The organism is uncultured Thiohalocapsa sp., assembly GCF_913063425.1.
In the GTDB taxonomy this organism is placed as follows: domain Bacteria; phylum Pseudomonadota; class Gammaproteobacteria; order Chromatiales; family Chromatiaceae; genus Thiohalocapsa.
Map to the genome: position 1 here is coordinate 1 of NZ_CAJXYK010000062.1, position 26165 is coordinate 26165.

Here is a 26165-nt window from a genome sequence, read left to right on the forward strand (position 1 = left end):
GCTGCACACTCGCGTCTGCGTGAACCCGGACCTATTGTACCCGGCCTGCGGCCCGATAAGTCGGACAGCCTCCTAGATGAAGCTGAGCGGACGCCCGTTTCGCGGGTCAGGGGCGACCGCAACCGGCCAGTTCCGGTCACGAAGTCCGAATCAATGACCGGCCGGACTCCCGCCGCAAGCGGCCACTGCAACCAGATCTTGGTCACCCATCGATGAGAGACTCAGTCCGGCAACCAGAGCCGTCAGTTCTGACTCATGGCGCCGAGCAACTGCTTCGACAGCCGCCCCGCCTGGGACGATATCTCTGGCTCCACCGGGTTCCGATAAGGTCTCTGGCGATTGCTGTGCGCGGCCCTGGATGGAATTCCTCGGGACGTACCGCAGAATCGATCCCTGCGTTCGATCGAGCTCAACTGAGTCGAGATTTGGCGCTGGCCCGGTAGAACATTGGCGAGGGTGCAAAGCAGGTGCGCTCGATCCAACATGGCGACACCATGACGATCAATAGAACAGTCGAATACCCTCGACGCTCGGAAAGGCATGCGTGCGCAGCCAGACGGCGTGCCCCGCTGGATCATTCCGGGAGTGATCGAGGTGATCGCGAAGTTCCTGCTGGTCCGGCGCTAGAGCAAGGGCCTCGACAAGGTAACCCTGACCGACCTCCGCTTGTCCGGCTGCACAATGAAGCAGTGCTGCCCTGGTCAGATGCCGTTGAAGTAGGTCGGGATTGGCGGCGAGGCGTTGTCGATGCTTGCGCAGGATGCCGGCGCTGGCCCGGGCCTTGGCTGGCAAGTCGGTGGTGATCTGGTGGCCGTGGATCCGGTGCTCGGCGAGGACGTCCGGTACCGCGATGACGTCGAACTGTTCCGCGATGCGGATCCAAAGGTCAAGGTCCTGACCGCCTTCCAGCCGTTCGTCGAACCCACCGACCTGCTCGAAGCAGACCCGTCGCAGCAACGGCACCGTGGTCATGAAGCCGGTGGTGCGCAGAAAATAGGCCAGATCCATCGGACGGTCGGGTGGATGCCAGGTCTTGAACAGCCGGCCGCTCGGCTCGGCGATCACGTCGTAGCCACAGCAGACCATGCCGACCCGCGCCGGCGCGGCCGCCAGTTCGGCCGCCTGCACCGCGAGCTTCTCCGGCCGCCAGCGGTCGTCGTCGTCGAGGAAGGCAAGCAGGCCGCCCCGGGCCGCGGCGATGCCGAGGTTGCGGGCGCGACTGGCCCCGCTCCGCGCGCCGTTGCGGATGACCCGGAGATCCGGCGCCGCCAGCGCCTGCAACAGCGCCGGCGTGTCGTCGCTGGAGGCGTCGTCGACAACGATGATCTCGAGCGGCGCAAGGGTCTGCCGCCGCACGCTGGCGATAGCCTCGCGCAGCCGCGAGGCGCGGTTGCGGGTAGGGATGACGACGCTGATGGCCGCGGCGTCGGTGGTGCCGCGCTCAGCCATGGCCGAAGCGCTCCAGCACCCGGCGCCAGTCGGCGGGCAGCGCCGGCCCGAGCGCCACATTGCCGGCGATGACCCGGGCCAGGTCCGGGTTGTAGCCCGCCCAGGGGTCCGCCTTGCAGAACTTCATGTGCAGGAAGCAGGGCCCCGCGGCGATCAAGCGGAAGTCATCCCGGCGCGCCTTGTCCATGTACGGGCTCGCCAGGCGCTCGACCCAGCCGAGCCCGGATTCGTACGCGGCGCCGGCCCGCGGGAAGAGCCGCGGCTCCGGGTGATCGTAAGTGAGCCTCACCGCCCAGGCCGGCAGCCCGGGCGTGTCCAGTTGCGCGGCGAGCACCGCCTTGTCCTCGACCCGGGCGCGGATCAGGTGACGCCGGTCCGGGTGGACGTTGGCCCCCTGCATCACCAAGATCGGTCGGCCGCCGGCGCGCCACGCGGCCATCGCCTCGGCCAGGGCCGGCAGCGCGATCATGTCCCCGTCCCATTTCAGCACCCAGGGCGTGCGGCAGTGGCCAAGGCACCAGTTGTAATAGTTGGACAGGAGCCGCGGCGAGCCTGGGTCTGCCGCGGCGAGCGCCCGGTGCTCGGCGCCGACCCGGGTCACGGCGTGGGGGTAGCGATGGGTCTCGATCCTGTCCGGATGCTCGGCCAGCAGGCGCGCGATGATACGGGGCGTGGCATCGGTGCTCAGGTTGTCCACAAGCACCACGCGCTCGACGAGATCGACGACGGAGCGCACCGCGGCGTCTAGGAACTCGGCCTCGTTGCGGATGCGGATCATCGCCGTCACCGCCCGGGCGGCGGCGGACAAGGCGGTGGTCGGCAGCGGCTCGGTGGTGGACATTAACGCCAGCGGCTCCTGTCGCATCTGTCGCGCATGCAATGGTGCGCGGCCTTCTGCCGACGGGGCGCGGCGGCCCTGCGGCAAGCGGAAAACCTCTCATGTTTTGGTATGATCCGCCAACCCTGTGCTGGCGCATACCCTGATCACAACGGCGCCCGGAACGTGCGCCCGGAACCGAGTCCATACCGACGCATGTCCGCGCTTGATCCGACGATCCAGTCACCGAGCCTCCAGGCAGCGGGCCCGTCCCCCTCACTGCCGGCCGGGGCGCTGTCGCCGCCACCCGTCGCGGGGCTGCCGAGCCACTGCAACCGCGCCTTCGCGGACTGGGCCGCCATCGGCCGCGCGCCCGCCGAGACCGCCGTGATCGGCCTGCTCGGCGGCGAGGGCATCGGCCCGGAGCTGCTCGCCGTCTGCCGCGACATCCTGGAGCAGGTGGGCGAGCGCTGCGGCCGGCGCTTCAGCTTCGAGACCGGACCGGCCATCGGCAATCCGGCTTACCGCGCCACCGGGCACTGGGTCACGCCCGAGCTTGAGCAGTTCTGCCACGACATCCACGCCCGCCGCGGCGCGGTGCTCTGCGGCCCTGGCGGCGGGCGATTCGTGTACGAACTGCGCCGCGTGCTGGGCCTGTTCTGCAAGCTGGTGCCGCTGCGGCCCACCGCGGCCCTGCGCGACATCGGCCCGCTACGGCCCGAGGCCTTGGACGGCGTGGACATCCTGGTGGTGCGCGAGAACATGGGTGGCCTCTACCAGGGGCTCGGCGAGCACGCGGAGCAGGACGGCCGCCGCCGCGCCCGCCATTGCTTCGACTACGACGCGGCGCATGTGGCGGCCATACTGGAGGTGGCGGCCAGGCTCGCGGCGCTGCGCCGCGGCCGGCTCTGCGTGGTGCACAAACCGGGCGGCGTGCTGACCATCAGCGCCCTGTGGCGGGAGACGGCGGAGCAGGTCTGTGCCGGGCGCGCACTGGAGCTGCAGCTGCTGGAGGTGGACAACGCCTGCTATCAGATGATTGCCGATGCCCGGGCCTTCGACGTGGTGGTGGCCTCCAACATGTTCGGCGACGTGCTGGCGGACGGCGCCTCGGTTCTGCTCGGCTCCCGCGGCATGTCCTTCTCCGCCAACTTCTCCGCGGACGGCATCGGCGTTTACCAGACCGGCCACGGCGCCGCGCATGATCTGGCGGGGCAGGACCGCGCCAACCCCATCGGCCAGATTTACAGCCTGGTCTTCATGCTGCGCGAGCACTTCGACCTCGACCCCATCGCCGACGCCATCGACCGGGCGGTCGAGGACGTGCTCGCCGCCGGCTGGCGCACCGCCGACATCATGGCCCCCGGCTGCCGTCAGGTCGGTACTCGCGAGCTGGGGGCGCTGATCGGCGCCGCCGCCTGCGCCCGGCTCGGCGGTGGCTGAAGCCGCCTCGGGCCGCGTCGCCCTGCTGCTGGTGGACGTGCAGCAGGACTTCTTCGACCGTCCCCCGCTCTCGCCCCCCGCGGTCGATCTCATCGGCCGCCTGACCGCGCTCCTCGACGGCGCCCGCGCCCGCGGCTGGCCCGTGCTCCACGTGCGCACCCGCATCGCCACCGACGGCAGCGACCGCATGCCCCACTGGCAACGCCGCGGTATCCGCGCCTGCGTGGCAGGCAGCCGCGGCTATGCGCCGCCCGCCGCGCTGGCGGAGCGCCCCGGCGAGCCGGTGCTGCACAAGCGCTTCTTCAGCGCCTTCGGCTGTGCCGAGCTCGACGCGCGGCTGCGGGGGCTGCGGGTCCGTTCCCTTATCGTCGCCGGGCTCTACACCCACGGCTGCATCCGGGCCACCGTGCTCGACGCCTACGAGCGCGGCTTCGAGGTCATTGTCGCCGACGACGCGGTGGGCTCCACCGAGCCCGTCCATGCCGAGCTGAGCCGGGCCTGGCTGGCCGAACGGGCGGCCCGCTTCCAGCCGGTTGCGGAGCTGTTGGCGGCGGCAGCCGGCGCGGCGGGCACCGCGGCCGCGCCGATGCGGGCGTCTGAGACCATCGCGGCGAGCTGCGCGGCAGCCGCCGCGGCCGCGCGGGACTGGGCCGGTACCGCCGCGGCGCAGCGGGCCGCGCTCTTGGTGCGCTGGGCCGACGCCCTGGAGCGGGAGCGAGCGGACCTGGCCCGCCTGCTCGCCCGCGAGATCGCCAAGCCCATTGCCGAGGCCGAGGATGAGTTCCGCCGCGCCCTGGCCCACATCCGCGTCGCTGCGCGGCTCGCCCGCGACGGACTGGCCGAGACGACAGTCGACGGGGCGCGCATCCGTTATCGCCCGCTCGGCACCGTCGCGCTGATCACGCCCTGGAACAACCCGCTCGCCATCGCCGCCGGCAAGCTTGCCCCGGCGCTCGCCTGCGGCAACGGCTGCGTCTGGAAGCCGTCGCCGCTGGCCCCCGAGTGCTCGGCACGGCTGCTGCGCGCGCTCCAGGCGGCCGGGCTGCCGGCCGGGCTGGTGAGCCCGGTCGCCGGTGACGCCGACGCGGTGCGCGCCATCGTCGCCGACCCGCGCATCGACGCCGTCTCGGTGACCGGATCGAGTGCCACCGGCCAGGCCATCGCGGCGCTGTGCGCGGCGCGCCAGATCCCTTTGCAGGCGGAGCTCGGCGGCAACAACGCCGCCATCATCCTGGATGACTGGGCCTTCGACGCGGCCGATCTGGCCGTGCTCGCCCGCGGCGTCTTCGGCTTCGCCGGGCAGCGTTGCACGGCCCTGCGCCGGCTCATCGTCCAGCGCGGCGTCCTCGAGCGCTTCACCGCGGCCTTCACCGCCACCGTCCGCGCGCTGCCGGTGGGCGACCCGCTGGACCCGGCCACCCTGGTCGGCCCGCTGGTCGCGCCGGGGCACCGCGCTCGGGTCCAGGCCAGCCTGGACCAGGCGCTGGCCGATGGCGCCCGGGTGCTGGCCCAGGCCGCGCTGCCGGCGGCTGGCGAATCAGGTTCTTATGCCGGGCGCTGGCTGGCCCCGACCCTGCTCGGCAACGTCGCCCCCGACAGCGTCATCGCTCAGGAGGAGACCTTCGGCCCGCTGGCCCTGATCCTACCGGCCGCCGACCTCGACGAGGCGATTGCGCTGGCCAACGGCGTGCCGCAGGGGCTCCTGGCCGCCGTCTACGGCCATGACCGGGCGGCGCTGTCCCGCGTCGCCGAGCAAGCCCAAGCCGGCCTGCTCAAGCTCGGCCCCGGGGCGCTCGCCATCAGCGCCGAGGCCCCGTTCTGCGGCTGGAAGGCGTCCGCCATCGGCCCGCCGGAGCATGGCCGCTGGGACCGCGACTTCTATGCCCGCCCGCAGACCGTCTACTGATGAATCAAGACACCCAAGACCTGCTCACCCGCATCGGCCCGGGCACCGGCATGGGCGCGCTGCTGCGGCGCTACTGGCATCCCGTGGCCGGCAGCGCCGAGCTGGCACCAGGCGAGGCCCGCAAGGTGCGTCTCCTGGGTGAGGACCTGGCGCTCTTTCGCACCGCCTCCGGACGCCTCGGCCTGCTCGAGGAATCCTGTCCCCATCGGCGCGCCTCCCTGGCCTACCGGGGAGGTGGACGGCGAGACCATCCTCTGCCCCTACCACGGCTGGACCTTCGCCGCCGACGGCCGTAGTTACGTGCTGCCATGCCGGATGTTTCCCGGGGGCGGCTGGATGAATTGTTGACGGAAGCCACACCGATCAGCGCGAGCGCGTCTTGCGCATCGAAGGGTTCAAGTCGTACCTGGACCGGCCGGAGTCCTTGGAGGCACTCAAGCAGGCTGGTGAGCCCGAGCCGGCGGTGGCACTGACGCTGCTGGAGACACTCGGTATCGTGGAAACCGGATCACGTCGCGACAAGACACCGACGGTGCGGATCGTCGACTTATATGCCTTCGCCCCAAAGCTGCGCATCGACCGCCTTGGCCGGCGCTGAGGGGCCACGCCAGGTCGCCAACATCCCCATCAGTAATTCCCGACAGCGGACGCGGGTTGAGCCTTCTCGACCACGCCAAGGTCTCGCAGATAACCCCATACGCCCCGTCGCGGCCAGCCGAGCGACGAGATCGGGCGCGAAACAGCGGTGGTCGTCCACCAGCGCCACCACAGATCCGTCGGGAACCGTTCCGGCCGGCGCGCACCGCGCCCGCCACCACCGCATGGCATGCGGCCCGCAACTTCCCAGAGCCGATGACGCAACCGATGGCAGGGGATGTCGAAGACGCGGTCCCACAGCGTGTTCTAGCCGACAACGGCGGCCGCAGTCGGGCCTTCACCGCCGCCTCGTCGGATCAGTCCGCGCTTGCCCGCACCCAGATCCAGCGCGTTACGCGGAAGGAAGCACTCCCGATGCTGAGCGAAGCCCGATGCTGGCCGGCGATGGTGACTTGGTGCTAATGTGACACGCCACCTCGCCATTGGAGCTGGACCATGAGCCGCCTCACCATCTCCCTGAACGACGACCTGCACCGCGCCCTGAAGGAGACCGCGGCGCGGCAGAGGCGCTCCATCGCATCGATCATCGAGGAGAGTCTGCGTCTGCGGGGCATTCGGGATCAGGCGACTGCCCGGTCCCTGGTGGACCAGGCGCGCGCCCGCGCCGGTCTCGACGCCGATGCGGCCTTGTCGCTCGCGGTGGCAGAGACGCGTGCCGCGCGCGGACAATGAGCCCGCGGGTCTTCGTCGTCGATACGAACGTCCTCGCCGCGGGTCTGATCACCGGGGACGCTTGCAGCCCGGTGGCGCGGATCCTCGATGACATGCTGTCGGGTGCGATCGTCTACCTATTGTCCCCGGCCTTGCTCGATGAGTACCGAGCGGTCCTGCTCCGGCCGAAACTCAGCAGACTGCATGGTCTGACCGAGCCCGAGGTCGATGCCCTCCTCACCGACCTGGTCGCCAACGCGATCTGGCGGGATCCCGGACCGGCGAGTCCTGCGCCCGACCCGGGCGACACGCACCTCTGGCAACTCCTGGAAGGCCACGCCGGCAGCATCCTCATCACGGGCGATCGTCTGCTCATCGAACAGCCGCCGGGGCGGGCCTCGGTCATCTCCCCCCGAACCTACGTCGAGCGCATCTCCGGCGGGCGCCCGGCCGCCGAGTGAGATCATGAACCAGGACACCCAGGACCTGCTCACCCGCATCGGCCCGGGCACCGGCATGGGCGCGCTGCTGCGGCGCTACTGGCATCCCGTGGCCGGCAGCGCCGAGCTGGCACCAGGCGAGGCCCGCAAGGTGCGTCTCCTGGGTGAGGACCTGGCGCTCTTTCGCACCGCCTCCGGACGCCTCGGCCTGCTCGAGGAATCCTGTCCCCATCGGCGCGCCTCCCTGGCCTACGGGGAGGTGGACGGCGAGACCATCCTCTGCCCCTACCACGGCTGGACCTTCGCCGCCGACGGCCGTTGTCTGGCGATGCCCGCCGAATCGGAGCAGAAGCCCGCCCTGCTCGCGCGCTGTCGCGCCACCGCCTACCGGGCGGAGGAGCTCGGCGGCCTGATCTTCGCCTACCTCGGGCCGGAGCCGGTGCCGCTCCTGCCACGCTGGGACCTGCTGGTCTGGCCCGACGGCCTGCGCGACATCGGCCGCGCCCTGATCCCGTGCAACTGGCTCCAGATCATGGAGAACTCGGTGGACCCCACCCACGTGGAGTGGCTGCACGGGCGCCACCTGGCCTGGGTGCGCGGGCGCAAGGGACTGCCGGCCCCGACCCACTACCGCAGGCACCAGGTGCGCATCGGCTTCGATACCTTCCCCTACGGCATCATCAAGCGCCGGGTGCTCGAGGGCGGCAGCGAGGCGGATGACGACTGGCACATCGGCCACCCGCTGTTGTTCCCGCTAATGGTGCGCGTCGGCGCCGGCCAGCAGCATCGCCTCCAGATCCGCGTGCCGGTGGACGACACCCACACCCTGCACTTCTGGTACGCCTGCTACCGCCCCAAGCCGGGCCAGCCGCCGCCGGCGCAGCGGCGCATCCCCGTCTACGACATCCCCTGGCAGGACGAGCACGGCGACTTCATCACCGACTTCGTCGACGGCGGCGACATCATGGCCTGGGTCACCCAGGGCCCCATCGCCGACCGCACCCGCGAGCAACTGGTGGCCTCGGACGCCGGGATCGCCCTGTACCGGCGCATGCTGCTCGATGAGATGCGGCGCAGCGAGGCCGGCGAGGACCCCCTCGGCGTGGTCCGTGACCCCGAGTCCAACCGCATCATCGAGCTGCCCCAGGAGCGCAACAAGCTCGGCGGCGGCAAGTCCTTCCTGCGCGAGGCGGTGGGCATGAGCCATGTGCGCTACAGCCCGATCCTCCATGAGATCACCGCCCTCCTCGAGGGTGCCTGATCCCGCGGCCAACCAAGGGGACACCCATGCCCGTCGCGCGGCACCCGCCAACGCACCCTTCATCCAAGAGACGGATGCGCCCCAATCCGACCCCGGCGGGGCGCAGGCGTCCTCTTTTGCCGAGTTCTACCGTCGCGACGTGGAGGCGCAGCTGCGCTCGGGTGCCGTGCACTCGACCCTGGGCCCACGGCTGCGGTCGGGCACCTTCTCCGAGGCGGGCCTCGACGTGCTGGCCAGACTCCAGGGGTTTGGGCTGACCGAGGGGATGGTCTGTATCGACTACGGCTGCGGCACCCTGAGGGTTGGCCAGCACCTGATCCGGCTGCTTGGCCCGGGGGCCTACTGGGGCCTGGACATCTCCGCCTATCTCCTCGCCGAGGGCAGGCGCCTGATCGGTGCGGGCCTGGGACGGGATCAATTCTCGAAGCGATACCCACCCAGGAAGTCGAAGCGGCTGGCGCGCTCGGCGACCCCCTCGATGAGGGCCGGGGTCCAGGGGGCATCGACGCGGGTGCGGCGCGGGCTCGGGTGGACGAAGTCGGCGCAGGCGTCCAGATAGGCCTCGTCCACGGCCAGGCCCAGCAGGTCGCAGAGGGCGCACAGCACGGCGCGCGGGTCGGCGATCAGCTCCTCATGGAAGGTGCGCATCAAACGGGTGCCGGCGGGGGCCGCCGCGATGCCGGCGACGGCGCCCGAGAGCATCTGGAAGTAGTGCTCGATGGTCTCGGGCAGGGTGCGCTCGGTATCCATGGTCTTGCGCGACCAGATGGAGCTGATGTTGTCCCAGGGGTTGCGCACGTGGTGGATCAGCACCAGCGGCAGGCCCAGCTCGGCGTGCAAGCGATGCAGCAGGTCCGGCTCCGCGGCCAAGAAGCGGCTGCTGGATCCGGCACGCTTGTCGCCGATGACGCGGATGGCTGACTGGTCGCCGAGCGAGAGGCCCGGGATGTCGTAGCTGTAGCCGCCGATATGGCGCGAGCGCTCGCCTAACCAGCGGTCGCGGTGCAGGATCAAGAGCAGCAGTTCCTCGCGGCCGACGCCGTGGCGCACGAAGTCCAGCACGTCGAGCCCATGGGCGATCACGGCGTTGGGATGGGCGTTGAGCAGCGTGCCAATGACGCTGTGGCCGCTGCGCGACTGGCCGACGAAGAGGCAGAAGCGCTCCAGGCCGCCGAGCCGGGCGCGGTCCTCATCGGTGGCGGCGACGCGGACCAGGCGGGCGTGCGCGCGGCGGTCGCGGGGGCCGGATGCGGTCATGGCCTGTGCTCCTCGGGGATTGCGGGTTGGGCGGATCGGACGGGCACCTCGGCGCCAAGCCGGGCGGACTCCAGGATGGCCAAGCAGACCTCTAGCGTGGTCCGGGCCCAGGAACCGTCCGGGAAGCCGGGGCGCCCCTCGCGCAATGCGTCGCGCAGTTCGATGAACCCCGCTGCCCGGCCCGCGGTGTCCGGCACCGACAGCGGCTCGGCTACGCCGTTGGCGTGCAGCGTGAGGCCCGTCGGTGCGGCCACCAGCACCCCCTGCTCGCCGCTGACCAGCGCCAGCTCGTTGGTGGGTGCCCGGCGCGGGCCGGCCGCAGCCGCGAGCCCGCCGGCATACTTCTCGGCGGCGCCCACCGGCCCGGTGCGTGTCGCCCGCACGCTGGCGGCAGCCCCCGGCGCCAGGAGCGGGCCAAGGCTCAGGTGGCCGTAGCCGTTGAAGGCGATGGTCGCCGCCGCGCCGCCGTCGAAGCCGATCAGGGCGGCGAAGTTGCCCTCCGTGTCGAGCCCCGGGGCGTGGCGGCCGGTGACGGCACGTACCGTTCGCGGCGCGCGACCGATGAGGACGCGCACCAGGTCCACGAGCTGCGGCGCCTGGCGCAGCACGACGCCACCGCCGGCCTCGGTGTCGAGCTCCGCCGGCAGCCGCGGGCGGCGCATCCAGTCGTTGCAGTTCCAGCAGTCCACCTGGAACACCCGCCCGAGCCGGCCGCTCGCGATCAGCGCCCGCATGGCGTGGACCGGCGCATCGAAGACCTTGGAGTGGCCCTGTACCAGCAGCAGTCCGGCGGCGCGGGCGGCGGCGATCATGCGGTCGCAGTCGTCCAGGCTGGTCGCCAGCGGCTTCTCGCAGAGCACATGCTTGCCTGCGGCCAGGGCCGTGAGGGTGTTGGCGCAGTGCAGCGGGCTCGGCGTGGCGACGTAGATCAGGTCGAGATCCGGAGCCCGGCACAGTGCCTCCACGCTGGCGTAGGCGGGGCGCCCGTAGGTTTGCTCGAAGGCATCTCGCGCCTCGGGCCGCAAATCGGCCGCGGCACCCAGGACCAGCCCGTCCAGCGCGTCGCCGGCCAGCAGTGGCAGCACCTTGCCGCCGGCGCCGCCTAGCCCGGCGATGCCGATGCGAAGGGTTGCCTCTGTCATCCGTCCTCCCTGCGCGAGCCGAAGTAGTCCCGCAGATAGGCGTGCAGCGCCGGCTTGTCGCTGGCCCAGCGCCAGCAGCCGTGCACGTCCAGCGCGATGTCGGCGGCAGGGTCGAAGTCATGCCGGGCGAGACCGCCATGGCGGGAGCCGAGCCCGCGGTTGGCGGCCTTGCCGTGCCAGAGGTGATGAATGTCGCCGTCGATGACGCCGACCCGGCCGCGGCAATCCGCATGGAAGGGCTCGGCCCAGCGCAGATAATGCTCGCGCTGGCGGGCGTTGAGCTGGTGCCAGTCGAAGACGTGGTCGAAGCAGCCCCAGGCGGCGCAGCTGATGGCGCGGTCGCCGCCGCCGATGATGCTGGCGTCGTACAAGCCATGGCGGTCCAGCAAGTCGCGCCGGGCGGCCCAGGCCATGCCGTTGGCATAGGTGCCGGGGCGCTGGTCCGGCGAGGGGTGCACCAGGCAGTCGCGCACCGGCAGGCCAGCGGCGACGCCAGCGGCGATGGCGGGGCGGCTGCGCTCGATGGACTCCGCCAGCGTCAGCCCGGGCTGCCAGTCCGGAACCAGGTAATGGACCTGGCGGAAGAGCTGCACGATCGGCTGCGTTTGCAAGGCATCCAGGGTCAACCGCGGCCAGTCGGCGCGCTCGAACAGGACATCGCAGTCCAGCCAGGCGACCGCCTCGCAGTCGGCGGGCAGTGCGCCCAGGGCGAGATTCAGCAGGCGCTCCTTCTGCCACAGCACGGCGCCCTCCGGGATCTGGATCAGGCGCTCGGCGTCCGCGGGGGTCAGGTCCAGCCGGCCCTCACGGCCCAGTTCCACCGCCAGCAGCGGCACGCCGAGGGCGGCGCGAAACTGTCGATAGGTCCACAGCCGCCGCTGCCAGCCGGCGGGGTTGAAGTAGCAGGTGATGACCCAGAGCCGCGCGGCATCCGCGCTACGCTCGGCGGTGTTCGCCGCATCGCCCGGGGTGCTGCTCATGGGCTCGCGCGCGTCGTGAGGAGCCGGCCCGGCCGCGGGTTGTCCGTGGATCGGCCACGCATCGCGTGCTCGAACAGGGCGTCCAGGCGCTCGGCGTCCTTGTCCGGATGCCAATGCGCCTCGACGAAGGCTCGCCCGCGGGCGCCCATGCGTCTGCGCTCCTCGGGGGACAGCGCGGCGACCGCAGCGATGGCGTCGGCGAGCGCCTGCGGGTCGTCGGGCGGCACGAGCACGCCGGCGCCCTCGGGGACGCTCTCGGGGATGCCGCCGATCTGGGTCGAGACCACCGGAAGCCGCATCGCCATGGCCTCGCCGAGCACCGTCGGCGTTGCATCCGAGTCGCCGTTGTCGGCGCGCACCGAGGCAAGCACGAAGCAATCGGCCGCGGCCAGCAGGGCCTGGACGCCGGCCGCGTCGGTCGCGCCCGGCAGCGAGACCTGACCGGCCATCCCCAGGGACTCGATCAAGGCGGTGAGGCGCGCCCGCTCCTCGCCGTCGCCGACGATGGTGGTCTGCACGGCAATACCGCGATCCGACAGGCGTTTCACGGCGCGGATCAGCACCTCAACGCCCTTCTTGGCAACCAGCCGGCTGACCGAGACCAGTTGCAGCGGGCAGTTGCCTTCACCCGTGCGGCCGATTGGCGGGTCGGCCAGCAGCGCGCGACGCAGGAACGGCCGGATGACCTGGATCTTCTTGAACGCGGCGGGGGCATACGTGGCCATCAGGCGCCGGTTGGACTCGCAGACGGTGACGGCGAAGCAGGCATCGCAGAGCTCCGGCCCGAGCAGCACGGTCTTCTTCGGCACGAAGATGTTGGCCGAATGCGCCGTGAAGCTGAAGCCGATGCCGGTCAGCCGATGCGTCATCCAGGCGACATCGGTCCCCATGAGCAGGTGGGCGTGCAGGTGCCCGAGGCCGTCGCGCTCGGCCTGACGGGCGACGAGTACCGCCCTGGTGAAGACCCGCCACAGGTATCGGCGCGGCCTCGACAGCACCCATACCAGGGTCCGGGCCAGCCGTAGCGGATGCGCCCTCAACAGCCACAGGAGCGCGGCAGGCCAGCGCCGGCTCGCCCCCTGGCTCAGGCGGCGGACCGGCCGACCCGCCGCGCCGGGGATGGCGAGCGCGAGGTCCTCGGGGCGGGTATTGAGCGCCAGCACCGTGATGCGATGGCCACGGCGCTCCAAAGCGAGGATCTCGTTCGTGACGAAGGTCCGCGAGCGCGTGGGGAAGCGCCGCAGCACATAGCCGATCTGCAATGGAAGCGGCCGGGGGGCGGCGTCGATTGCGATCATCGGGACGCTGCCAAGCTCAATACTGAAAGCGCACCCGCATCGCCGCCGGCGCCAGCCAGGTCAGCAGCGTGCCCAACCCGAGCAGCGCGTAATAGCTCAGCACCAGCGCCAGGGCGGCGGGCAGCTCCCACGCGCGCAGGCCGGCCGCGCGGCGGTTCCGCAGCAGCCGGCCGGCGGCGGCGCTGAGCTTCCGCCAGACCCGCACCGGCAGGCCGGTGGGGTCGTCATCCTGGCGGGCGCGAAAGTAGAGGTTGCGGCCGCGCCCGAGGGCATGGGTCAAGAAATGGCCGAGGCCGTTCGGGGTCGGGTGGGACACGCGCGCGCTTGGGCATCGGTACATCAGGATGCCCGCCGCCGCCAGCCCCCGGCGCATCTCCGGCAGTACGCCGCGGTTCGCCCCCGGCACATCGATGAAGGGATGGTCGCGATAGAAGTCGGCGCGACAGGCCAGATTGTTGGCCGCGCACTTCACGTCGCGCTCCAGACCGCCGCGGCGGGAGCCCGGCAGCGAGAACCAGATCGCCGAGAAGGTCCGGCCCATCAGCCCGTCGGGCTGGATGTAGGTGTCCCCGCAGACCATCGCGATGCCGGGCTGCACCGCGGCGCCGAGCAGGGCCTCGAGCCAGCCGGCGTCGGGGATCACATCGCTGTCGAGGAAGATCAGCAAATCGCCGCGGGAGGCCAGCGCGCCGCGGTGCTTGAGCTGGTAGTAGGCCAGCCCCTCGCCGTCGAGGATCCGCACCGAGAACCGGCCGGGGTCCCCGTCGAAGCGGCTGCCGATGAGCGCGTGCAGATGCGAGCGGGCCGCAGCGCAGTCCACCACCGGCAGCAGCTCGCAGCAGGGGTCGAACGGCACCCCGGCCACGGCGCCGGCACGGGCGATCGGCGGCCACTGCTCGGCCAACCGCTCGAGCATCGCCGCGGCACGGGCGTCGGCGGCGAAGGCCTGGTTCTTCCATTCGATGACGATGGACAGCCGCAGTGGCAGCGGCCCCGCAGATGGCCTGCTCATGGCCGCCAGGCCCCGCGCTGCCAATTGGCCAGGATGGGGTCGTGGACCTCGTTGCGGTCGTGGAAGGCGAAGTAATCCACGTGCTCGTAGCGTCTCTGCTCCTTTTTGAGTTGAGCCTTCATCAGAAACTCCTCGCGGGACTTGATCGGGTAGTGATTGATCCGCAGCAGCGCGGCCTTCACGCCCGGCCGGGCGATGTCGGTGCCGGTGTAGGGGTCGATGGGCAGGCGCTTGAGCAGCCATCCGAACCGCCCCCACAGCCGGCCGTACCAGCGCTTGAGCGGGCGCTTGAACGGGGACTTCGGCCGAAAGGCCACCGGCCGGCCGGTCTCGTCCACGGCCTGCCGAGCGTCGAGAAGGTCGAAATGGTGCACCGAACGGGCCTCTACAGCCCGCGCCGGATCGACAATGGACTTGACCTTGCGGTTGCGCACCCAGCGCGTCGGCGCACGGTGCGTGAAGCGCGCGGTGACCGGCCCGTCCCCGGCGAGTTCGTGGCCGCCGGAGCCATAGCACTGCCAATGCACCACGACTGCCGGATGGGGCGCGAAGTCGCGTAGCACATCCGGCAGTGAACGGCCGGTGGGCGAGAACAGGAACTCGTCCAGGTCGATGAAGGCGACCCAGCGAAAGCGCCCGCGGGTCCGTTCCAGGCCATCGGCATAGGCCTGTTTCTGGGCGCCCTGATGAAACGGCGTCGGCCAGGGGATCAGCGTGACCAGGCCCGCGTCGATATGCGGCGCCAGCACGGGCGCCGGCGCGTCGTCGCTCTGGTTGTCGTAGAGGAAGCAATGCGCGACGCCCATGGCGTGATGAAAGCGCACCCATTCGTCCAGATAGCGCGCCTCGTTGCGGAACAGGGCGCAAACGGCCAGACGACCCCGATCGGGACCGACGGCGGTCATATCCGCAGCCCCCGGCTCATCGGGCCTGGGGCCAGATGGGTGGCCAGGCTGCCGGCGGCGAATACGAGATAGTAGAGGCTCATGATGGCGAGCACCGCCGGCACCCCGGCCGGGGTGAGATCGACGCGGCGATGCTGCCGCAGCGCGCGGCCCATGCCAGCAGCATACCGCCGCCCGACCTCGGCCAGGGTGTCGCCAAGGCGCCGCCGGGCCAGGTCGCGGCCGGCGTCGTGGTTGGTCTTGAGATAGATGTCGCGGCCGTGCACCAAGGCGCGCTTGAGGAAATGCGCAAGACCCCGAGGGTGCGGATGCGTCACCTGGGCGTGCCGGCACTTGTGCATCGCGATGCCGCGGGCGGCCAAGCGCTCGCGCAGCTGCGGCATGGCGGTACGCGTCGTGCCCGGGACCTCGACGAAGGGATGCTCGCGATACAGCTCGGCGCGGATCGCCAGGTTGTTGGAATAGCACTTCTCCTGGTCCGTCAGCCCGGGCTCGGTGGCGCGCAGCGGGAAGAACCAGGCCAGCGCGAAGGCCTTGCCCAGCAGGCCCACCGGGTCGACGTAGGTGTTGCCGCAGACGATCGGCACCCCGGGGGCGAGGACCGCATCCAGCATCGCCGCGAGCCAGCCCGGCTCCGGCACCACGTCGCTGTCGAGGAAGATCAGGATGTCGCCGGAGGCCTGCTCGGCACCCAGATGCTTCATGTCGTAGTAGCTCAAGCCCGCACCTTCGATCAGCCGCGGTGCCAAGACACCCGCCGGGGCAGCGAAACGCCCGGCGAGCTGCCCCCCAGGTTGCGCTTGGCCGCCGCGCCGTCGTAGACGAACAGGATCTCCAGCGCGGGCGACAGCGCCGCCGCCGCAAGCTGCGGATGTCCGGCGGTGCCCGCCCCGGCCGACACCGGCCACTGCCGTGCCAGTGCCGCGAGCATGGCGTCGGCGCGCTCGTCAGCGGCGAGGTCCTGGTTTTTCCACTCGATGATCATCGAGACGCGAATTGGGCTCGTCCCCGGGGCCGGCGCGAGCGCCGCAGCCGTGCTATAGCGTTCGTTGTTCATCTTGTTGCGCGTCTTGGGTTCGCGCTCACAGCTTGCGCCCGTGCCAGACCCGCACCGGCAGGGTGCCGAGCCACCAGGCCCACCACTGCGCCGCCGGCACCGGCTGCACGCGGGACATGAGCCAGCGGTTGACCAGGCTCTGGCGCGGGCGGCGGGCGATGCGGCGGGCGGTCTCGGGCTCGGCGATGCGCAGCAGGTGCCGATGCTCGGCCAGCCGCGCGCGCAGGCGCAGGCAGTCGTCCCCGTCTGCCACCAGCGCCAGCGCGAAGGCGATGACGTTGAGCAGCGGGCGGCGCAGGGGCCGCACGTCCGGGCGTTGCAGCCAGCCCGCCCAGTCGGTGTCGGCGTCCAGTTGCGTCACCATCAGGTAGACATCCCACACCTTGCGCAGGCGCACGCTGCTGCGCTCCATGTCGTTCAGCAGGCTGAGGGCGGAGACGACGAGCAGGTCCAGGTCCGAGATCGCCTGCACCGGCGTGCCGCCGAGCTCCAGCGGCTGCGCGGCCGGGGCCAGATCGTCGTAGCCCAGGCGCATGCCGCGGCGGTTGCGGAACACCCAGTGGATGTCGAGCTTGCGCTTGGCGTCCAAGAGCTCGATGGCGTGCAGCACCCGCGTCAACCGCGCCGGGTCGAGGCCGGCGCCGGCGCGGGCACGCAGCCCCAGGGTTTCGCCCGCGGCCATCACGGCGCCCAGGTCGCGCGGGCGCACTATGACGTCCTGGTCCCACATCAGCCGCCGGTCCAGGCCGCCGGCGAAGCGCACCGAGACGACGAAGCCCTTGATCAGCAGGAAGGGCACGCCGGCCTCCTCCAGCCCGGCCTTCAGCGCCCGCAGCAGCTCCAGCAGCCGGCGGTTGCGCCGGGACTGGCGACGCCGGGCATGGGTCAGCCGCTCGCGTGCGGCGGGCAACAGCGCCTCGTCCAGGCCCGTGTCCGCGAGCAGCGCGCCGCAGTAGCCGGCCAGCTCCTGGTGCTCCAGCCAGTTGAGCCAGGCGTCCGGCCTGGTCTGGAGGCGTGCGAGCAGCGCCACGACCGCCGGGTCCGGCGACGCGGCGCCGGCGCCATCGATACGGCGCAGGTGCCGCAGCAGCGCGACGGCATCGCGCGTTGTCTCAACCATTGGCTTCGCCCTCCAGCAGACGCAGCAACGACTCGGCCGCGCCCGCGTCGGCGAAGGCGTCGTTGCCGAGCGCGCAATCATAGGCCGGCAGCGACGAGAGCGCCCGCGCGGCGGCGGCGGGTGCCGGCGCCGGGGCGCCCGGTTCCAGGGCCTGGAACAACGCCGAGCGGATGCCCGCTTCCGGCCTATCGCCCAACCCATCGCCCACACCCTTGTCTGGCCTGTCAGCCGGGCCAGCAGCGACCTCGGCGGTCGTCGCGCCGAGGCGGCAGGCGCCGATGCGCCGCAGGCTCTCGGCCCGGCCCAGCCGTTGTAGCCGCAATCCGCCGGGGGCGCCGGTGCGGCGCGGGAACAGCAGCAGGGCGGCGGAGGCGAAGGCCGCAGCGCCGCAGCTGCAGGCCGCGCAATACTGCGCCGCGGTGAGGCCGAGCCGGCCGTCGGGCCAGAGCCGGGCCGGCGGCGCGGTGGCATCGGCGCACTCCGCCAGCGTGGCGTGCAGCCGGAAGCGCGCCTGCTGGACCTGTTGCCAGAGCGCCGGAAACAGCGCCAAGGTGCCGCGGCGGATCGAGACCACGGTGGGCACGCCGTACGCGCGGGGGCCGGCGCCGGTCGCCTCGATCAGCACGCGGTCGTTGCCGAGGAGCGCGGCGCCCGCTCCGTCGCCTGGGCCTTCGCCCGCCTGGCGGCCGACGCTGAGCAGGTAGGTCAGCAGACTGGTCTTGCCGGCCTGCTTGGGGCCGGCGATGAGCACGGCGCGCCCGTGCAGCGCACAGGCCGCCGCGTGCAGCAGCAGGCCGCCCCGCTGCCGGGCGGCGTCCATGCCCAGCTCGCGCAGCGGGCGCATCAGCGCCGAGCGCACCCGCGCCCGGTCGCTGCCGGCGAGCACCAGCACCTGTCCGCCCGCGCCCGCGCCCGCGGCCTCCAGCCGATAGCAGACGCCGAGCTCCGCGTCATGGGCCAACAGTCCGGGGCCGTCGGCGTCGTGCAGCGGCAGCCGCGCCGGGCCGCTGTCGAGCAGGAATGCGACGGCCTCGCCGCCGCGCCGCCGCGCCGTGCAGCGGGCATAGTCGGGCGGGTCCACCGCGAGCCGCACGGTCCAGGCGGCGGCGACATCGTGCGCGGCGGCCGCTGTATAGGCCGGGGCGAGAAACTCACCCAGCCAGTCCAGCGCCGCCGCGTCCGCCGCCTCGGCGCTTAGGGACAGCGCGGCATAGTGGAAGGTCCGCGCCAACATCAGGGATCGACTCCGGCTGCGGGCGGCGTGGCGCCGGGTGCCGGCCCAGCGTCGGCGGACGCCGGCTGGTCTTGCGGGTCCGGCGCCACTTGCGCGGTGCTCAGGCGGTAGTGCTCGTGCAGCCGGTACAGCGTCGCGTAGTGGCCGCCGGCGGCGAGCAGCCCCGCGTGCGTCCCCTGCTCCACGAGCCGCCCGTGGTGCAGCACCAGGATGCGGTCGGCCATGCGGAGGGTGGAGAAGCGGTGGGAGATGAGGATGGTGGTGCGCCCGCGGGCGGCCTCGGCGATGGCGGCGAAGAGGTCGTGCTCGGCGCGGGCGTCGATGTTGGACGTGGGCTCGTCCAGGATCAACAGCCGCGCCGGGCGCGCCAGCGCGCGGGTGATGGCGAGGCGCTGCCATTGCCCTCCGGAGAGGTCGTGGGCGCCGAACTCGCGCCCGAGCGGGGTATCGAGCCCCGCCGGCAGGGCGTTGGCGATGTGCGCGACACCGGTGAGCTCCGCTAGGCGCTCGACGGCGGCGCGGTCATCGCGCAGGCGGCCCCAGTCGCCGTAGGCAATGTTCTCCGCCATGCTCGCCTCATAGCGCCCGTAGCCCTGGCCCATGAGGCTGACATCGCGGTGCAGCGCGCGCAGCGGCCAATCCGCCAACGGCCGGCCGTCGAGGCGGATCACGCCGGCATCCGGGTCGTAGAGGCGCACCAGGAGCTTTGCCAGCGTCGACTTGCCGCTGCCGTTCTCGCCGACGATGGCCACCGTCTCGCCGGCCGCGACCTCGAAGGAGATGTCGTGCAGCACCCTCCCCCCACCGCCCGGATACCCAAAGCCCACACCGGCGACCACGATCTCACTCCCGATCGGCGCCTCCCCATCCCCCTGGGTCTCGGAATCGGTATTGCTATCGATATCGAAATCGGCATCGAAATCAAAACCGCGATCGAGATCGCCACCCATCTCACCCCCCCGACGCCCCCCGCCAACCCGCACCGCCGCATCCCGATCCCGCACCAGCGGTCGCGCCCGCAGGAACTCGCGCAGCATGTCCATGAACAGCCCCTGCTCGTAGGCCGCCGCCGCCGCGCGGATGCCGCTGTCCAGCGCGGTGCGCAGGCGCACCACCGCGCCGCCGAAGATGGCCAAATCACCGACGGTCAGCGCCCCCGCGAGGACCTGGTGGGCGATGCGCGCGAATAGGCCGAAGAAGGCCAGCGTCGCCAGCAGCACGAACAGCCCGCTGCCGGCGAACTGGCGCAGCTGCAGCCGCCGGTCCTGGTCGCGCAGCGTGGCCGCGAAGCGCGCCGTGAGCAGGCCGCCGATGCCGAGCAGCTTGACCTCGCCGATGGTCTCCGGGGCCGTCAGCCGCTGCAGGAACCAGCGCGTCCAGCGGCGCTTGACGGTGCGCTGCTGCTCCACCTGGAAGCGGGTGCGGGCAAGCCGCCACTGAAACAGCAGGAAGGGCACCGCCAGCAGGGCCGCGACGGGCAGGATCAGCGGCTCCAGCCACACCAGCAGCAGCAGCAACGACAGGACCTGGAAACCGGACAAGGCCGCCTTCTGCGACTCCATCAGGAACTGGTGCAGCTTGCTGCCCGGGTCGCGCTGGATGTGCTCGATGATCTCGCGGTGGCCGGCGTGCTCGAAGTAGGGGAGATCGAGCGCGCTCGCGTGGCGCAGCACGCGGCTGTTGAGGCTGAGGCTCAGATCGCCGCGCAGCCGCTCGGCGAAGAACTGCTGCAGCAGCGTGGCGGCGGCGTCCAGCAGGGTCACGGCGAGGGCCGCCAGCAGCCAGGTCAGCAGCGGTGCGAAGTCGGCGTCGGGCCGCCCGGCGGCGGCCGTCGCGGCATTGATCAGACCGCGGATTGCGAGCGCGAACCCGGCCGGAACCAGGCCGCGCACCAGGGTGCAGACAATCACCCCGAGCAGCCCGGCACGGCTGGCCGGCCAGGCGACGCCGAGCGCCCAAAGACCGGCCGACAGGCGCTGCTCGGAGCCGTTTGGGCGTTGCGTCAAGGCTATGTGCGCTCCAGAGGTCAACCAGGGTCAGGCGCCATGCGGACAGCGCCGGGGATAAGATGTTGCACGCACGGTCACCTGACCGCGGACGCCCAACGCAGCGCGCAGGCCGAAAGCCGAAGGTTGGCCGACCGCGGCACGGGCTTGCGGCCCCATCAACGCACTGCGATGCTCCAACGCCATGCATCCTCCAACTACATCCAGCGTTCCCGGCCCGCCGCGGCCGGACCACTGGGCGCGGCTGCTCGGCCCGGAGCTCACGGTCCTGGTGGCGTCGCTCGGCAGCCCCGTGCGGGCGGTCGCGCCCATCGGCCGGCTGGTCTCGCCCGCGTCGGCACGGGCCGCCTTCAGGATAGCACTGAGGGACGGGCGGGAGCTTAAGGGCAGGCGGCTGGAGTCGGTCCAGCGCTGCGAGGCACTCACCCGCATCTGGCCCCTGCTCGGGGACCTGTCCTTCAGCCGCGGACTGGCTCACCGGGGCGCCGCGCTGCTCGAGCCCTGGATACCGGGCGAGCCATTGACCCCGGCGCAAACGACATCGGCACGGCTGGCGGAGGCCGGCGACATGCTGGGCCGCCTGCATTGCCTGGCGCTGCCAGCCAGGCTGGCAACGGGGCACACGCCGCTGCCGGAGCGTGCAATGCGTCAGCTGGAGCGGCACCTCGGCACCCTCGCGAGTCTGGGCCTACTCTCGCGCGCGCAGACCCGCGCGCTGCTGGAAAGGGCCGCGGAGCAGTGGCCGCAACGGCTCGAGCGCGGGCTGATTCACCACGACTTCTGCGCGGAGAACTTAATCGTCACCGGTCAGGACGCGTTGTGGGCGATCGACAACGAAGACATGCGCGTCGGCGCCTTGGATGCGGATTTGGCGCGATGCTTCCTGCGCTGGCAAATGTCGATCGGTGATCGCGAGGCGTTCCTCGATGGCTACCGTCGGCATCGATCCGACAAACCCTACCAGGCTCACGCGCGTTTCTGGTCGATATGGACCCTTGCGGGCGCAGCCGAGTTTAGAGCGAGTCGCCGACTGCCAGCCAACGAATTACTCGCTCAGCTGCGCCGACAGCCGGCCGGGCCAACTTCAGTGGCCTCGCGTCCATCTGCGCCGATGCGATGAGCCGGGCGGGACCGCACAGACCGATGGGCGCATGTTGAAAGCGTTGATGCTCGGCGCGGTGCTCCACTTCGCGTCCGCTAGCAATCGCGTTCCGGCCATTGTTGCTACGGGAAGCAATTTCCCTTATGGGTCGTCAGCCGACATTTGTGCGGTGAACGGCGGGCGTCCGCTCTGGGACGATCAGTGGACCTTCGCGGGCCAGGAGCCGGTCGGTCGTGACAATATCGCTGTGCGGGTCGCGTTGGCGCTACCCGATGCTATCGAAGATCTCGAGCTTGAAGCGAAACCCTTCGTACGGCGAGACCATGCGGCCAAGCGCCTCCCAGGAGACGAGCTTGCCGTCGATGATCAGCAGCGGCATGCGAGCGAAGGCATTCGGATCAATGCTGATCTCCCCGCGGATCAAATCGGCGTCGGAAACACAGGCGCGGCCTCGTCGGGGGGGCAGCAACAAAAAGCAGGGGCGTAGCGGAAGTCCGAGGCTGTGGTCATGGCTGCGAATCGGCAGACTGCCGGCGCCGGACACGGCCACCGCTGCGGTAGGGTACGCGCCTTGGTGCATCAGCACAGCAGGTTTGGCCAGGTTGCGCACCACTATCCAAATGTCGTCTTGTGCGTATAATCATTGCTCTGTAAAGCAAGAAAAATCCGCAAGGGCAGGGGGTTAGCGCTCAAGCCGCTTTACATAAGATGGCGGTAGTGAAGCAGGACCGCGTCGCATCGGCAACGCGCGGAGCCGGGATCGGTCGGGAGGAGGGGATTGCAGAGGTTCTAGCCGTTGCTGGCAAGAACCTCGTCGAGGGTGGTTGCGGCGAGAACCTGCGTAGACCAGCGAAGCAGGGTGTCCGCGTCGGCCTCGTCGATGGCGGTGCGCACCGACTCCGGGACGTCGCCAAACTTGAGCTGAAGCTGGGTCAGCAGGACTCTGGCCTCGCCCTTGCGGACGCCGAGTTGCTCGCCGCGTTCCATGCCTTGCTGGATGTAGCGTTCGGAAAACGTGCCCATGATCTCGGCCTCTTCAGGATACTCGCGCTCGTATCTGGCCCGTTCATTGTCGTCCAGATCCGCGTAGATGTCGATAAAGTCGAAATATTTCAGTTGCTTTTCCGGGTCGCGCTCAAGACCCACCAGCCCCCGCAGCGCCGACGCATAGGCTTCGACCCTGTCTTCCCGGGCGACCAGCATGTTCGGCAGGTTGATCCGGGCAACGATGTTGTCGCTCTCTCGAAACCGCTGGTGCGGCAGCGTCGCGAGGTCGCAGGACAGAAACCGAAACGACAGGAAGGGGTAGGCTCGGGATACGTGTAAATTCTTACACTTCGCCCCGAACGACCCTGTCAGGCACGTGGCGCGACGAATCCAGCCTGGACGAAGTGTTGGTCGAAAGCGAGAGCGGTCGTCAATCTCTGGTTGCGCATGACGACGAACGAGACGCAGTCGACCAAGCCCCATTGCTTGTCGGTGTGGCGCCGGTACAGCTCGAACGCCGACTCGAACAAATCGGGCGTCAAGCTCACAACAGTCACGCCCGGCGATTCGCGCAGATCCTCGATGATCTGTACAGCAGCATCGCGATCCATCCTCGACAGGGCGTTGCCGATCTCCAGCAGCACGGCGTCGGTGACGACGATGGGGTGCCCGTCGAACTGCTCCGAGAGTGCGACCGCTTGGGCGTGATGCTGATCATTCTCGTTGACCAGGGCGAGGATGTAGCCGGTGTCAACGAAGACGGACTCAGGCATCCCTTTCGCCGACGATGTAGGCGTCGTGATTGGTCGAGAGGTCCGCTGGCCCTTGGGTCTTCACCTTCCGCAGCCGCGATAAGACCGTCTCGTTGGCATCGCTGCCCTGCGGCTCTACATCGACCAGGACGACGCGCACCTTCTTGCCGTCCAAGACGCGGCGATGCTCCTGCGGGATGTCGAGAACGCCGTCGTGGGCGACGGCCTGAAATTCGATGGCTTTCATCGTTCTGGGTAACCTGTTCTTTAGAGAGTATCTCGACGTTTGAGGGGCGATCCCTCAGGCCGCTCTAGCTGCTGCTGGCTCCTAGGCTGGTCCAGCTGCGTGCAGTTTCCAGCGTCGGGTCGTGCCGGATCCGTTTGACGATGTCTCCAACGACGCCGCAGCCGAGGAAGGTGTGGCGATCACCCCCGAGCACCAGCTCGCGTCGACGCGGCCCGCCGCGCAGGAAGATCACGACCGGAACGACGCGGTCGGTCTTCAACACGTCGCTGAGGTCGAGACAGTAATGCGCCAGCCGATGCAGCGAGAACCGCTGCGGATCGCTCTCTTCCTCGACGTCGAACAGCAGGGCCTCGCGGCGCCCGTCGGGCCACTCGACCAGCAAAGGCACATCCAGCTCGCGAAACCGGTCGCCGAGGCGTTCCTTGATCTGTTCCTGGTGTACGGGCAGAACCTTGGCGCCCTGGAGCCCGTCAGCGGCTTCGTCGTTGGCGAAGAAGGCGAGCGCCGCGAAGGGATAGTCCAGGATCAGGTTCTTGAAGTTCTGGTCGTGGCGCATGTGCACCAAGCTTAACCGATCCGGTGATACCCGCGGCTTTCACCGGACCCAAATATCCGTTTGCGTATAATGATAGCTATGTAACGTCACGACTCAAGCAACGGCGCACATCAGAGGCAGACTGGACTCCACATAACCTGTTGCGTCAAGCATGCGGATCAGCAGCGGTCCCCTCAAGGTAGTCGCGCACCGCACGGACAAAGGCTCCTGCCTGCGACAGCAACTCACTGGCATCCTGCGGCTCAACCGCGCCGCCCGTATACTCGGCGAGCAGCCGCACTTGTTCTGCACGATTGAGCATCCGGCCGAGCTCCTTCGGCAAGCGCCCGGTCTTGATCAGCCGGAGACCAAAGGCCGCGATGAGCCGGTTGTCGGTCCGCGTGGCCTCGGGCTCGGCCTCGCTCGCGAGCGCGGCACGCGCTGCATCGAACATGGCGTAGTAGGCGCGGTTGCAGGCGCCGTGCGTATCCCCGGCATCGAGCAGCAGCCGCGCCGACGCCAACGCCCGAGCGGCCTTCTGCATCAGCTCTGTCGCGTGCTGTGGCTGGGTCACAGCCGCAGGCCCTCGCGGGCGATGTTCTTCAGCAGTGCGGGATTGGCGTATTGGTCCGGGTTCGCCCACTCGTCTTCCCAGATGGGAAGCGGTTGGATGCGAACGCCGGTCTCAAGCAAGACGTCGAAGGCATCGTCTGCCATGGCCAGCTTGGTTGGCAGCAGGCGCTGGTGGCTTCCGCGGAGCAGCACGGCGACATCGGCGTCGCTATGCCGCGCGTGATCACCCCGTGCGCGACTGCCGAAGAGCATCAGTTCCGCCACGTCGTACCTGGCCCCGATCCTCTCCGCGAAAATGCGCAACGCGGCTGTGGTCGCGGCGTCAAGGTCCGCGTTGGCTTCGAGAGTCATGGCGGGCTTTATCAGGTCCAGGGCGGCGGACGACGAGCCATTTTCCGACGGTCCGAGGTCGATGATCTGGCCGATGGGCCACGAGCCATGGACTCTTCGATCAACTCGGCGGCGGTCACCTGGAAAGGACTCACCCCGTAACGACCCAAGGCATCGACGAAGGCCAGCCGCGACAGGCCCGCAAGCTCCGCGGCGCGCTCCTGGCTCAGCTCCCTTTTCGCATACAACTGAACGGCCGCGGCGCTGCGCACCTCACGTGCGAAGGACGCAGGGTCTTTATGCAGCGATGCGAGCGAGCCCTCGGGGATGTCGACCGTGATTTGAATCATGACAACGCTGCTCCAACGGGGCCGGTGTCACAGCCCGGCGTGGGTGGTCCATCAGCAATGGCGACATCCAGAACCGGCTTGCCGCTGCGGAGACTGAGCAGCGCTGTTGCCCGCAACCTGCGCAGCGTGATCCGTCCGTAATCCGTCCGCAAGGCTTCCAGCTCTTGCTGCGCCGCCGGCGAGGACGGTCCGTCGGTGCTCAGCTCGACCATGCGCGCCTGGTCCTCCTCGGACATCCTGGCGTCCGCGGCTTCCATGAGCCGAGCATCGTCCCACCAGGTCATCTCGACAAGCTCAGTGCGCATGTCCTCGGGCACATCGTCCAGCGACGGCACCACGCCGTCGAGCATCGCGGTCAGCACTTCTTCGACCGGCCGGTGCACCGCACGCGCCGCGCCGCCGACGCGTTCGGCGAGGGCGTCGGGCAGGTTGATGGTGATGGTCGTCATCTGCGGCTCCCGTGGTCTGGCGCTCGCCGGGGGCTTGTTCGGTCTGATGATAGCGGAGCCGAACGCGGTCGTCGCAATGGTGCGCCGAACGAGGCACCTGACAAGACATCAGACATGGCCTTCCGCTGGTTTTCGTTCCGTTGATCGCGGAACCCCCATCAAGCGTCCGCGCTGAATAAGGGGCGAAGATGCGGCGAGATCTCCA

Annotated in this window: 28 protein-coding genes and 2 pseudogenes; 8 read left to right on the forward strand and 22 right to left on the reverse strand. The window is 70.2% G+C overall.

Going from position 1 to position 26165, the window contains the following annotated elements; translation table 11 throughout:
- Positions 1-501: 501 nt before the first annotated feature.
- Complete coding sequence (locus QZ607_RS22865) at positions 502-1449, reverse strand: glycosyltransferase (protein WP_295887743.1); 948 nt, start codon at positions 1447-1449, stop codon at positions 502-504.
- Positions 1442-2290 carry a glycosyltransferase gene (locus QZ607_RS22870; protein WP_295887745.1) on the reverse strand — a complete coding sequence of 283 codons (849 nt, stop codon included), beginning with the start codon at positions 2288-2290 and terminating at the stop codon, positions 1442-1444. Before QZ607_RS22870 ends, QZ607_RS22865 begins: the two co-directional genes overlap by 8 nt.
- A 192-nt stretch (positions 2291-2482) precedes the next feature.
- On the opposite strand from QZ607_RS22870, the gene QZ607_RS22875 reads away from it, so the two are divergent.
- The 7 genes and pseudogenes from QZ607_RS22875 to QZ607_RS22905 all read left to right on the forward strand — a co-directional run bounded on the left by QZ607_RS22875 (position 2483) and on the right by QZ607_RS22905 (position 8624).
- Positions 2483-3709, forward strand: coding sequence for an isocitrate/isopropylmalate family dehydrogenase (locus QZ607_RS22875; RefSeq protein ID WP_295887747.1), 1227 nt, complete (start codon positions 2483-2485; stop codon positions 3707-3709).
- Positions 3702-5615: an aldehyde dehydrogenase family protein gene (locus QZ607_RS22880; RefSeq protein ID WP_295887749.1), complete on the forward strand. Its 1914-nt coding sequence runs from the start codon at positions 3702-3704 to the stop codon at positions 5613-5615. The genes QZ607_RS22875 and QZ607_RS22880 overlap by 8 nt, the downstream gene beginning before the upstream one ends.
- Before the next feature lie 50 nt (positions 5616-5665).
- Positions 5666-5963, forward strand: a pseudogene (locus tag QZ607_RS22885) (Rieske 2Fe-2S domain-containing protein).
- A gap of 31 nt (positions 5964-5994) precedes the next feature.
- Positions 5995-6213: a hypothetical protein gene (locus QZ607_RS22890; RefSeq protein ID WP_295887755.1), complete on the forward strand. Its 219-nt coding sequence runs from the start codon at positions 5995-5997 to the stop codon at positions 6211-6213.
- 494 nt (positions 6214-6707) lie between these two features.
- The gene (locus tag QZ607_RS22895; protein ID WP_295887758.1) at positions 6708-6944 is read left to right on the forward strand and encodes a ribbon-helix-helix protein, CopG family; all 237 of its coding nucleotides are present in this window, start codon (positions 6708-6710) and stop codon (positions 6942-6944) included.
- Positions 6941-7384, forward strand: coding sequence for a putative toxin-antitoxin system toxin component, PIN family (locus QZ607_RS22900; protein ID WP_295887760.1), 444 nt, complete (start codon positions 6941-6943; stop codon positions 7382-7384). Before QZ607_RS22895 ends, QZ607_RS22900 begins: the two co-directional genes overlap by 4 nt.
- Positions 7385-7388: 4 nt before the next feature.
- On the forward strand, positions 7389-8624 hold the full coding sequence (locus QZ607_RS22905; protein ID WP_295887762.1) for an aromatic ring-hydroxylating dioxygenase subunit alpha: 1236 nt from the start codon (positions 7389-7391) through the stop codon (positions 8622-8624).
- Between the two features lie 414 nt (positions 8625-9038).
- On the opposite strand, the gene QZ607_RS22910 is transcribed toward QZ607_RS22905, so the two are convergent.
- Genes QZ607_RS22910 through QZ607_RS22960 form a run of 11 tightly spaced genes read right to left on the reverse strand, consistent with a single transcriptional unit; the run spans position 9039 to position 20635 of the window.
- Positions 9039-9881, reverse strand: a complete 843-nt coding sequence (locus QZ607_RS22910) for a hypothetical protein (RefSeq protein ID WP_295887763.1) — start codon at positions 9879-9881, stop codon at positions 9039-9041.
- Entirely contained in the window at positions 9878-11023 is a 1146-nt protein-coding gene (locus QZ607_RS22915; RefSeq protein ID WP_295887766.1) for a Gfo/Idh/MocA family oxidoreductase, read from the reverse strand. Before QZ607_RS22915 ends, QZ607_RS22910 begins: the two co-directional genes overlap by 4 nt.
- Positions 11020-12003, reverse strand: coding sequence for a hypothetical protein (locus tag QZ607_RS22920; protein ID WP_295887769.1), 984 nt, complete (start codon positions 12001-12003; stop codon positions 11020-11022). The genes QZ607_RS22915 and QZ607_RS22920 overlap by 4 nt, the downstream gene beginning before the upstream one ends.
- A complete protein-coding gene (locus QZ607_RS22925; RefSeq protein WP_295887771.1) occupies positions 12000-13301 on the reverse strand; it encodes a glycosyltransferase in 1302 nt (433 codons plus the stop codon). Before QZ607_RS22925 ends, QZ607_RS22920 begins: the two co-directional genes overlap by 4 nt.
- A 16-nt stretch (positions 13302-13317) precedes the next feature.
- The gene (locus QZ607_RS22930; RefSeq protein ID WP_295887774.1) at positions 13318-14313 is read right to left on the reverse strand and encodes a glycosyltransferase; all 996 of its coding nucleotides are present in this window, start codon (positions 14311-14313) and stop codon (positions 13318-13320) included.
- Positions 14310-15218 (reverse strand): glycosyltransferase family 92 protein, encoded by a 909-nt coding sequence (locus QZ607_RS22935; RefSeq protein ID WP_295887775.1) that lies wholly within the window; start codon positions 15216-15218, stop codon positions 14310-14312. The genes QZ607_RS22930 and QZ607_RS22935 overlap by 4 nt, the downstream gene beginning before the upstream one ends.
- On the reverse strand, positions 15215-15937 hold the full coding sequence (locus QZ607_RS22940; protein ID WP_295887777.1) for a glycosyltransferase: 723 nt from the start codon (positions 15935-15937) through the stop codon (positions 15215-15217). Before QZ607_RS22940 ends, QZ607_RS22935 begins: the two co-directional genes overlap by 4 nt.
- 14 nt (positions 15938-15951) lie before the next feature.
- Entirely contained in the window at positions 15952-16275 is a 324-nt protein-coding gene (locus QZ607_RS22945; protein ID WP_295887780.1) for a hypothetical protein, read from the reverse strand.
- Positions 16276-16300: 25 nt separating this feature from the next.
- Complete coding sequence (locus tag QZ607_RS22950) at positions 16301-17395, reverse strand: nucleotidyltransferase family protein (protein WP_295887783.1); 1095 nt, start codon at positions 17393-17395, stop codon at positions 16301-16303.
- Positions 17388-18629, reverse strand: a complete 1242-nt coding sequence (locus QZ607_RS22955; RefSeq protein ID WP_295887785.1) for a hypothetical protein — start codon at positions 18627-18629, stop codon at positions 17388-17390. The genes QZ607_RS22950 and QZ607_RS22955 overlap by 8 nt, the downstream gene beginning before the upstream one ends.
- The gene (locus QZ607_RS22960) at positions 18629-20635 is read right to left on the reverse strand and encodes an ABC transporter ATP-binding protein (RefSeq protein ID WP_295887786.1); all 2007 of its coding nucleotides are present in this window, start codon (positions 20633-20635) and stop codon (positions 18629-18631) included. The genes QZ607_RS22955 and QZ607_RS22960 overlap by 1 nt, the downstream gene beginning before the upstream one ends.
- A 184-nt stretch (positions 20636-20819) precedes the next feature.
- On the opposite strand from QZ607_RS22960, the gene QZ607_RS22965 reads away from it, so the two are divergent.
- Entirely contained in the window at positions 20820-21755 is a 936-nt protein-coding gene (locus tag QZ607_RS22965; RefSeq protein WP_295887788.1) for an aminoglycoside phosphotransferase family protein, read from the forward strand.
- Between the two features lie 247 nt (positions 21756-22002).
- On the opposite strand, the gene QZ607_RS22970 is transcribed toward QZ607_RS22965, so the two are convergent.
- The 9 genes and pseudogenes from QZ607_RS22970 to QZ607_RS23010 form a co-directional block, all read right to left on the reverse strand.
- A complete protein-coding gene (locus QZ607_RS22970) occupies positions 22003-22350 on the reverse strand; it encodes a hypothetical protein (protein WP_295887791.1) in 348 nt (115 codons plus the stop codon).
- 176 nt (positions 22351-22526) lie between these two features.
- A complete protein-coding gene (locus tag QZ607_RS22975) occupies positions 22527-22940 on the reverse strand; it encodes a transposase (protein WP_295887794.1) in 414 nt (137 codons plus the stop codon).
- 152 nt (positions 22941-23092) lie between these two features.
- Positions 23093-23497 (reverse strand): PIN domain-containing protein, encoded by a 405-nt coding sequence (locus QZ607_RS22980; RefSeq protein ID WP_295887798.1) that lies wholly within the window; start codon positions 23495-23497, stop codon positions 23093-23095.
- Entirely contained in the window at positions 23490-23723 is a 234-nt protein-coding gene (locus tag QZ607_RS22985) for a hypothetical protein (protein WP_295887801.1), read from the reverse strand. The genes QZ607_RS22980 and QZ607_RS22985 overlap by 8 nt, the downstream gene beginning before the upstream one ends.
- 178 nt (positions 23724-23901) lie before the next feature.
- Positions 23902-24279: pseudogene (locus QZ607_RS22990) on the reverse strand (hypothetical protein); the annotation flags it as partial.
- 145 nt (positions 24280-24424) lie between these two features.
- Entirely contained in the window at positions 24425-24802 is a 378-nt protein-coding gene (locus tag QZ607_RS22995; RefSeq protein WP_295887804.1) for a HEPN domain-containing protein, read from the reverse strand.
- A gap of 26 nt (positions 24803-24828) precedes the next feature.
- Positions 24829-25182 (reverse strand): nucleotidyltransferase domain-containing protein, encoded by a 354-nt coding sequence (locus QZ607_RS23000; RefSeq protein WP_295887806.1) that lies wholly within the window; start codon positions 25180-25182, stop codon positions 24829-24831.
- Between the two features lie 11 nt (positions 25183-25193).
- A complete protein-coding gene (locus tag QZ607_RS23005) occupies positions 25194-25511 on the reverse strand; it encodes a UPF0175 family protein (RefSeq protein WP_295887809.1) in 318 nt (105 codons plus the stop codon).
- Positions 25508-25960, reverse strand: a complete 453-nt coding sequence (locus tag QZ607_RS23010) for a hypothetical protein (protein ID WP_295887814.1) — start codon at positions 25958-25960, stop codon at positions 25508-25510. The genes QZ607_RS23005 and QZ607_RS23010 overlap by 4 nt, the downstream gene beginning before the upstream one ends.
- Positions 25961-26165: the final 205 nt, after the last annotated feature.

Excerpts from the sequence above, each read along its gene's own strand:
- QZ607_RS22865 (WP_295887743.1), bottom strand. The coding sequence starts at position 1,449 with ATGGCTGAGCGCGGCACCACCGACGCCGCGGCCATCAGCGTCGTCATC.
- QZ607_RS22870 (WP_295887745.1), bottom strand. The coding sequence starts at position 2,290 with ATGTCCACCACCGAGCCGCTGCCGACCACCGCCTTGTCCGCCGCCGCC.
- QZ607_RS22875 (WP_295887747.1), top strand. The coding sequence starts at position 2,483 with ATGTCCGCGCTTGATCCGACGATCCAGTCACCGAGCCTCCAGGCAGCG.
- QZ607_RS22895 (WP_295887758.1), top strand. The coding sequence starts at position 6,708 with ATGAGCCGCCTCACCATCTCCCTGAACGACGACCTGCACCGCGCCCTG.
- QZ607_RS22900 (WP_295887760.1), top strand. The coding sequence starts at position 6,941 with ATGAGCCCGCGGGTCTTCGTCGTCGATACGAACGTCCTCGCCGCGGGT.
- QZ607_RS22905 (WP_295887762.1), top strand. The coding sequence starts at position 7,389 with ATGAACCAGGACACCCAGGACCTGCTCACCCGCATCGGCCCGGGCACC.
- QZ607_RS22910 (WP_295887763.1), bottom strand. The coding sequence starts at position 9,881 with ATGACCGCATCCGGCCCCCGCGACCGCCGCGCGCACGCCCGCCTGGTC.
- QZ607_RS22915 (WP_295887766.1), bottom strand. The coding sequence starts at position 11,023 with ATGACAGAGGCAACCCTTCGCATCGGCATCGCCGGGCTAGGCGGCGCC.
- QZ607_RS22920 (WP_295887769.1), bottom strand. The coding sequence starts at position 12,003 with ATGAGCAGCACCCCGGGCGATGCGGCGAACACCGCCGAGCGTAGCGCG.
- QZ607_RS22925 (WP_295887771.1), bottom strand. The coding sequence starts at position 13,301 with ATGATCGCAATCGACGCCGCCCCCCGGCCGCTTCCATTGCAGATCGGC.
- QZ607_RS22930 (WP_295887774.1), bottom strand. The coding sequence starts at position 14,313 with ATGAGCAGGCCATCTGCGGGGCCGCTGCCACTGCGGCTGTCCATCGTC.
- QZ607_RS22935 (WP_295887775.1), bottom strand. The coding sequence starts at position 15,218 with ATGACCGCCGTCGGTCCCGATCGGGGTCGTCTGGCCGTTTGCGCCCTG.
- QZ607_RS22945 (WP_295887780.1), bottom strand. The coding sequence starts at position 16,275 with ATGAACAACGAACGCTATAGCACGGCTGCGGCGCTCGCGCCGGCCCCG.
- QZ607_RS22950 (WP_295887783.1), bottom strand. The coding sequence starts at position 17,395 with ATGGTTGAGACAACGCGCGATGCCGTCGCGCTGCTGCGGCACCTGCGC.
- QZ607_RS22955 (WP_295887785.1), bottom strand. The coding sequence starts at position 18,629 with ATGTTGGCGCGGACCTTCCACTATGCCGCGCTGTCCCTAAGCGCCGAG.
- QZ607_RS22965 (WP_295887788.1), top strand. The coding sequence starts at position 20,820 with ATGCATCCTCCAACTACATCCAGCGTTCCCGGCCCGCCGCGGCCGGAC.
- QZ607_RS22975 (WP_295887794.1), bottom strand. The coding sequence starts at position 22,940 with ATGCTGGTCGCCCGGGAAGACAGGGTCGAAGCCTATGCGTCGGCGCTG.
- QZ607_RS22980 (WP_295887798.1), bottom strand. The coding sequence starts at position 23,497 with ATGCCTGAGTCCGTCTTCGTTGACACCGGCTACATCCTCGCCCTGGTC.
- QZ607_RS22985 (WP_295887801.1), bottom strand. The coding sequence starts at position 23,723 with ATGAAAGCCATCGAATTTCAGGCCGTCGCCCACGACGGCGTTCTCGAC.
- QZ607_RS22995 (WP_295887804.1), bottom strand. The coding sequence starts at position 24,802 with ATGCAGAAGGCCGCTCGGGCGTTGGCGTCGGCGCGGCTGCTGCTCGAT.
- QZ607_RS23000 (WP_295887806.1), bottom strand. The coding sequence starts at position 25,182 with ATGACTCTCGAAGCCAACGCGGACCTTGACGCCGCGACCACAGCCGCG.
- QZ607_RS23005 (WP_295887809.1), bottom strand. The coding sequence starts at position 25,511 with ATGATTCAAATCACGGTCGACATCCCCGAGGGCTCGCTCGCATCGCTG.
- QZ607_RS23010 (WP_295887814.1), bottom strand. The coding sequence starts at position 25,960 with ATGACGACCATCACCATCAACCTGCCCGACGCCCTCGCCGAACGCGTC.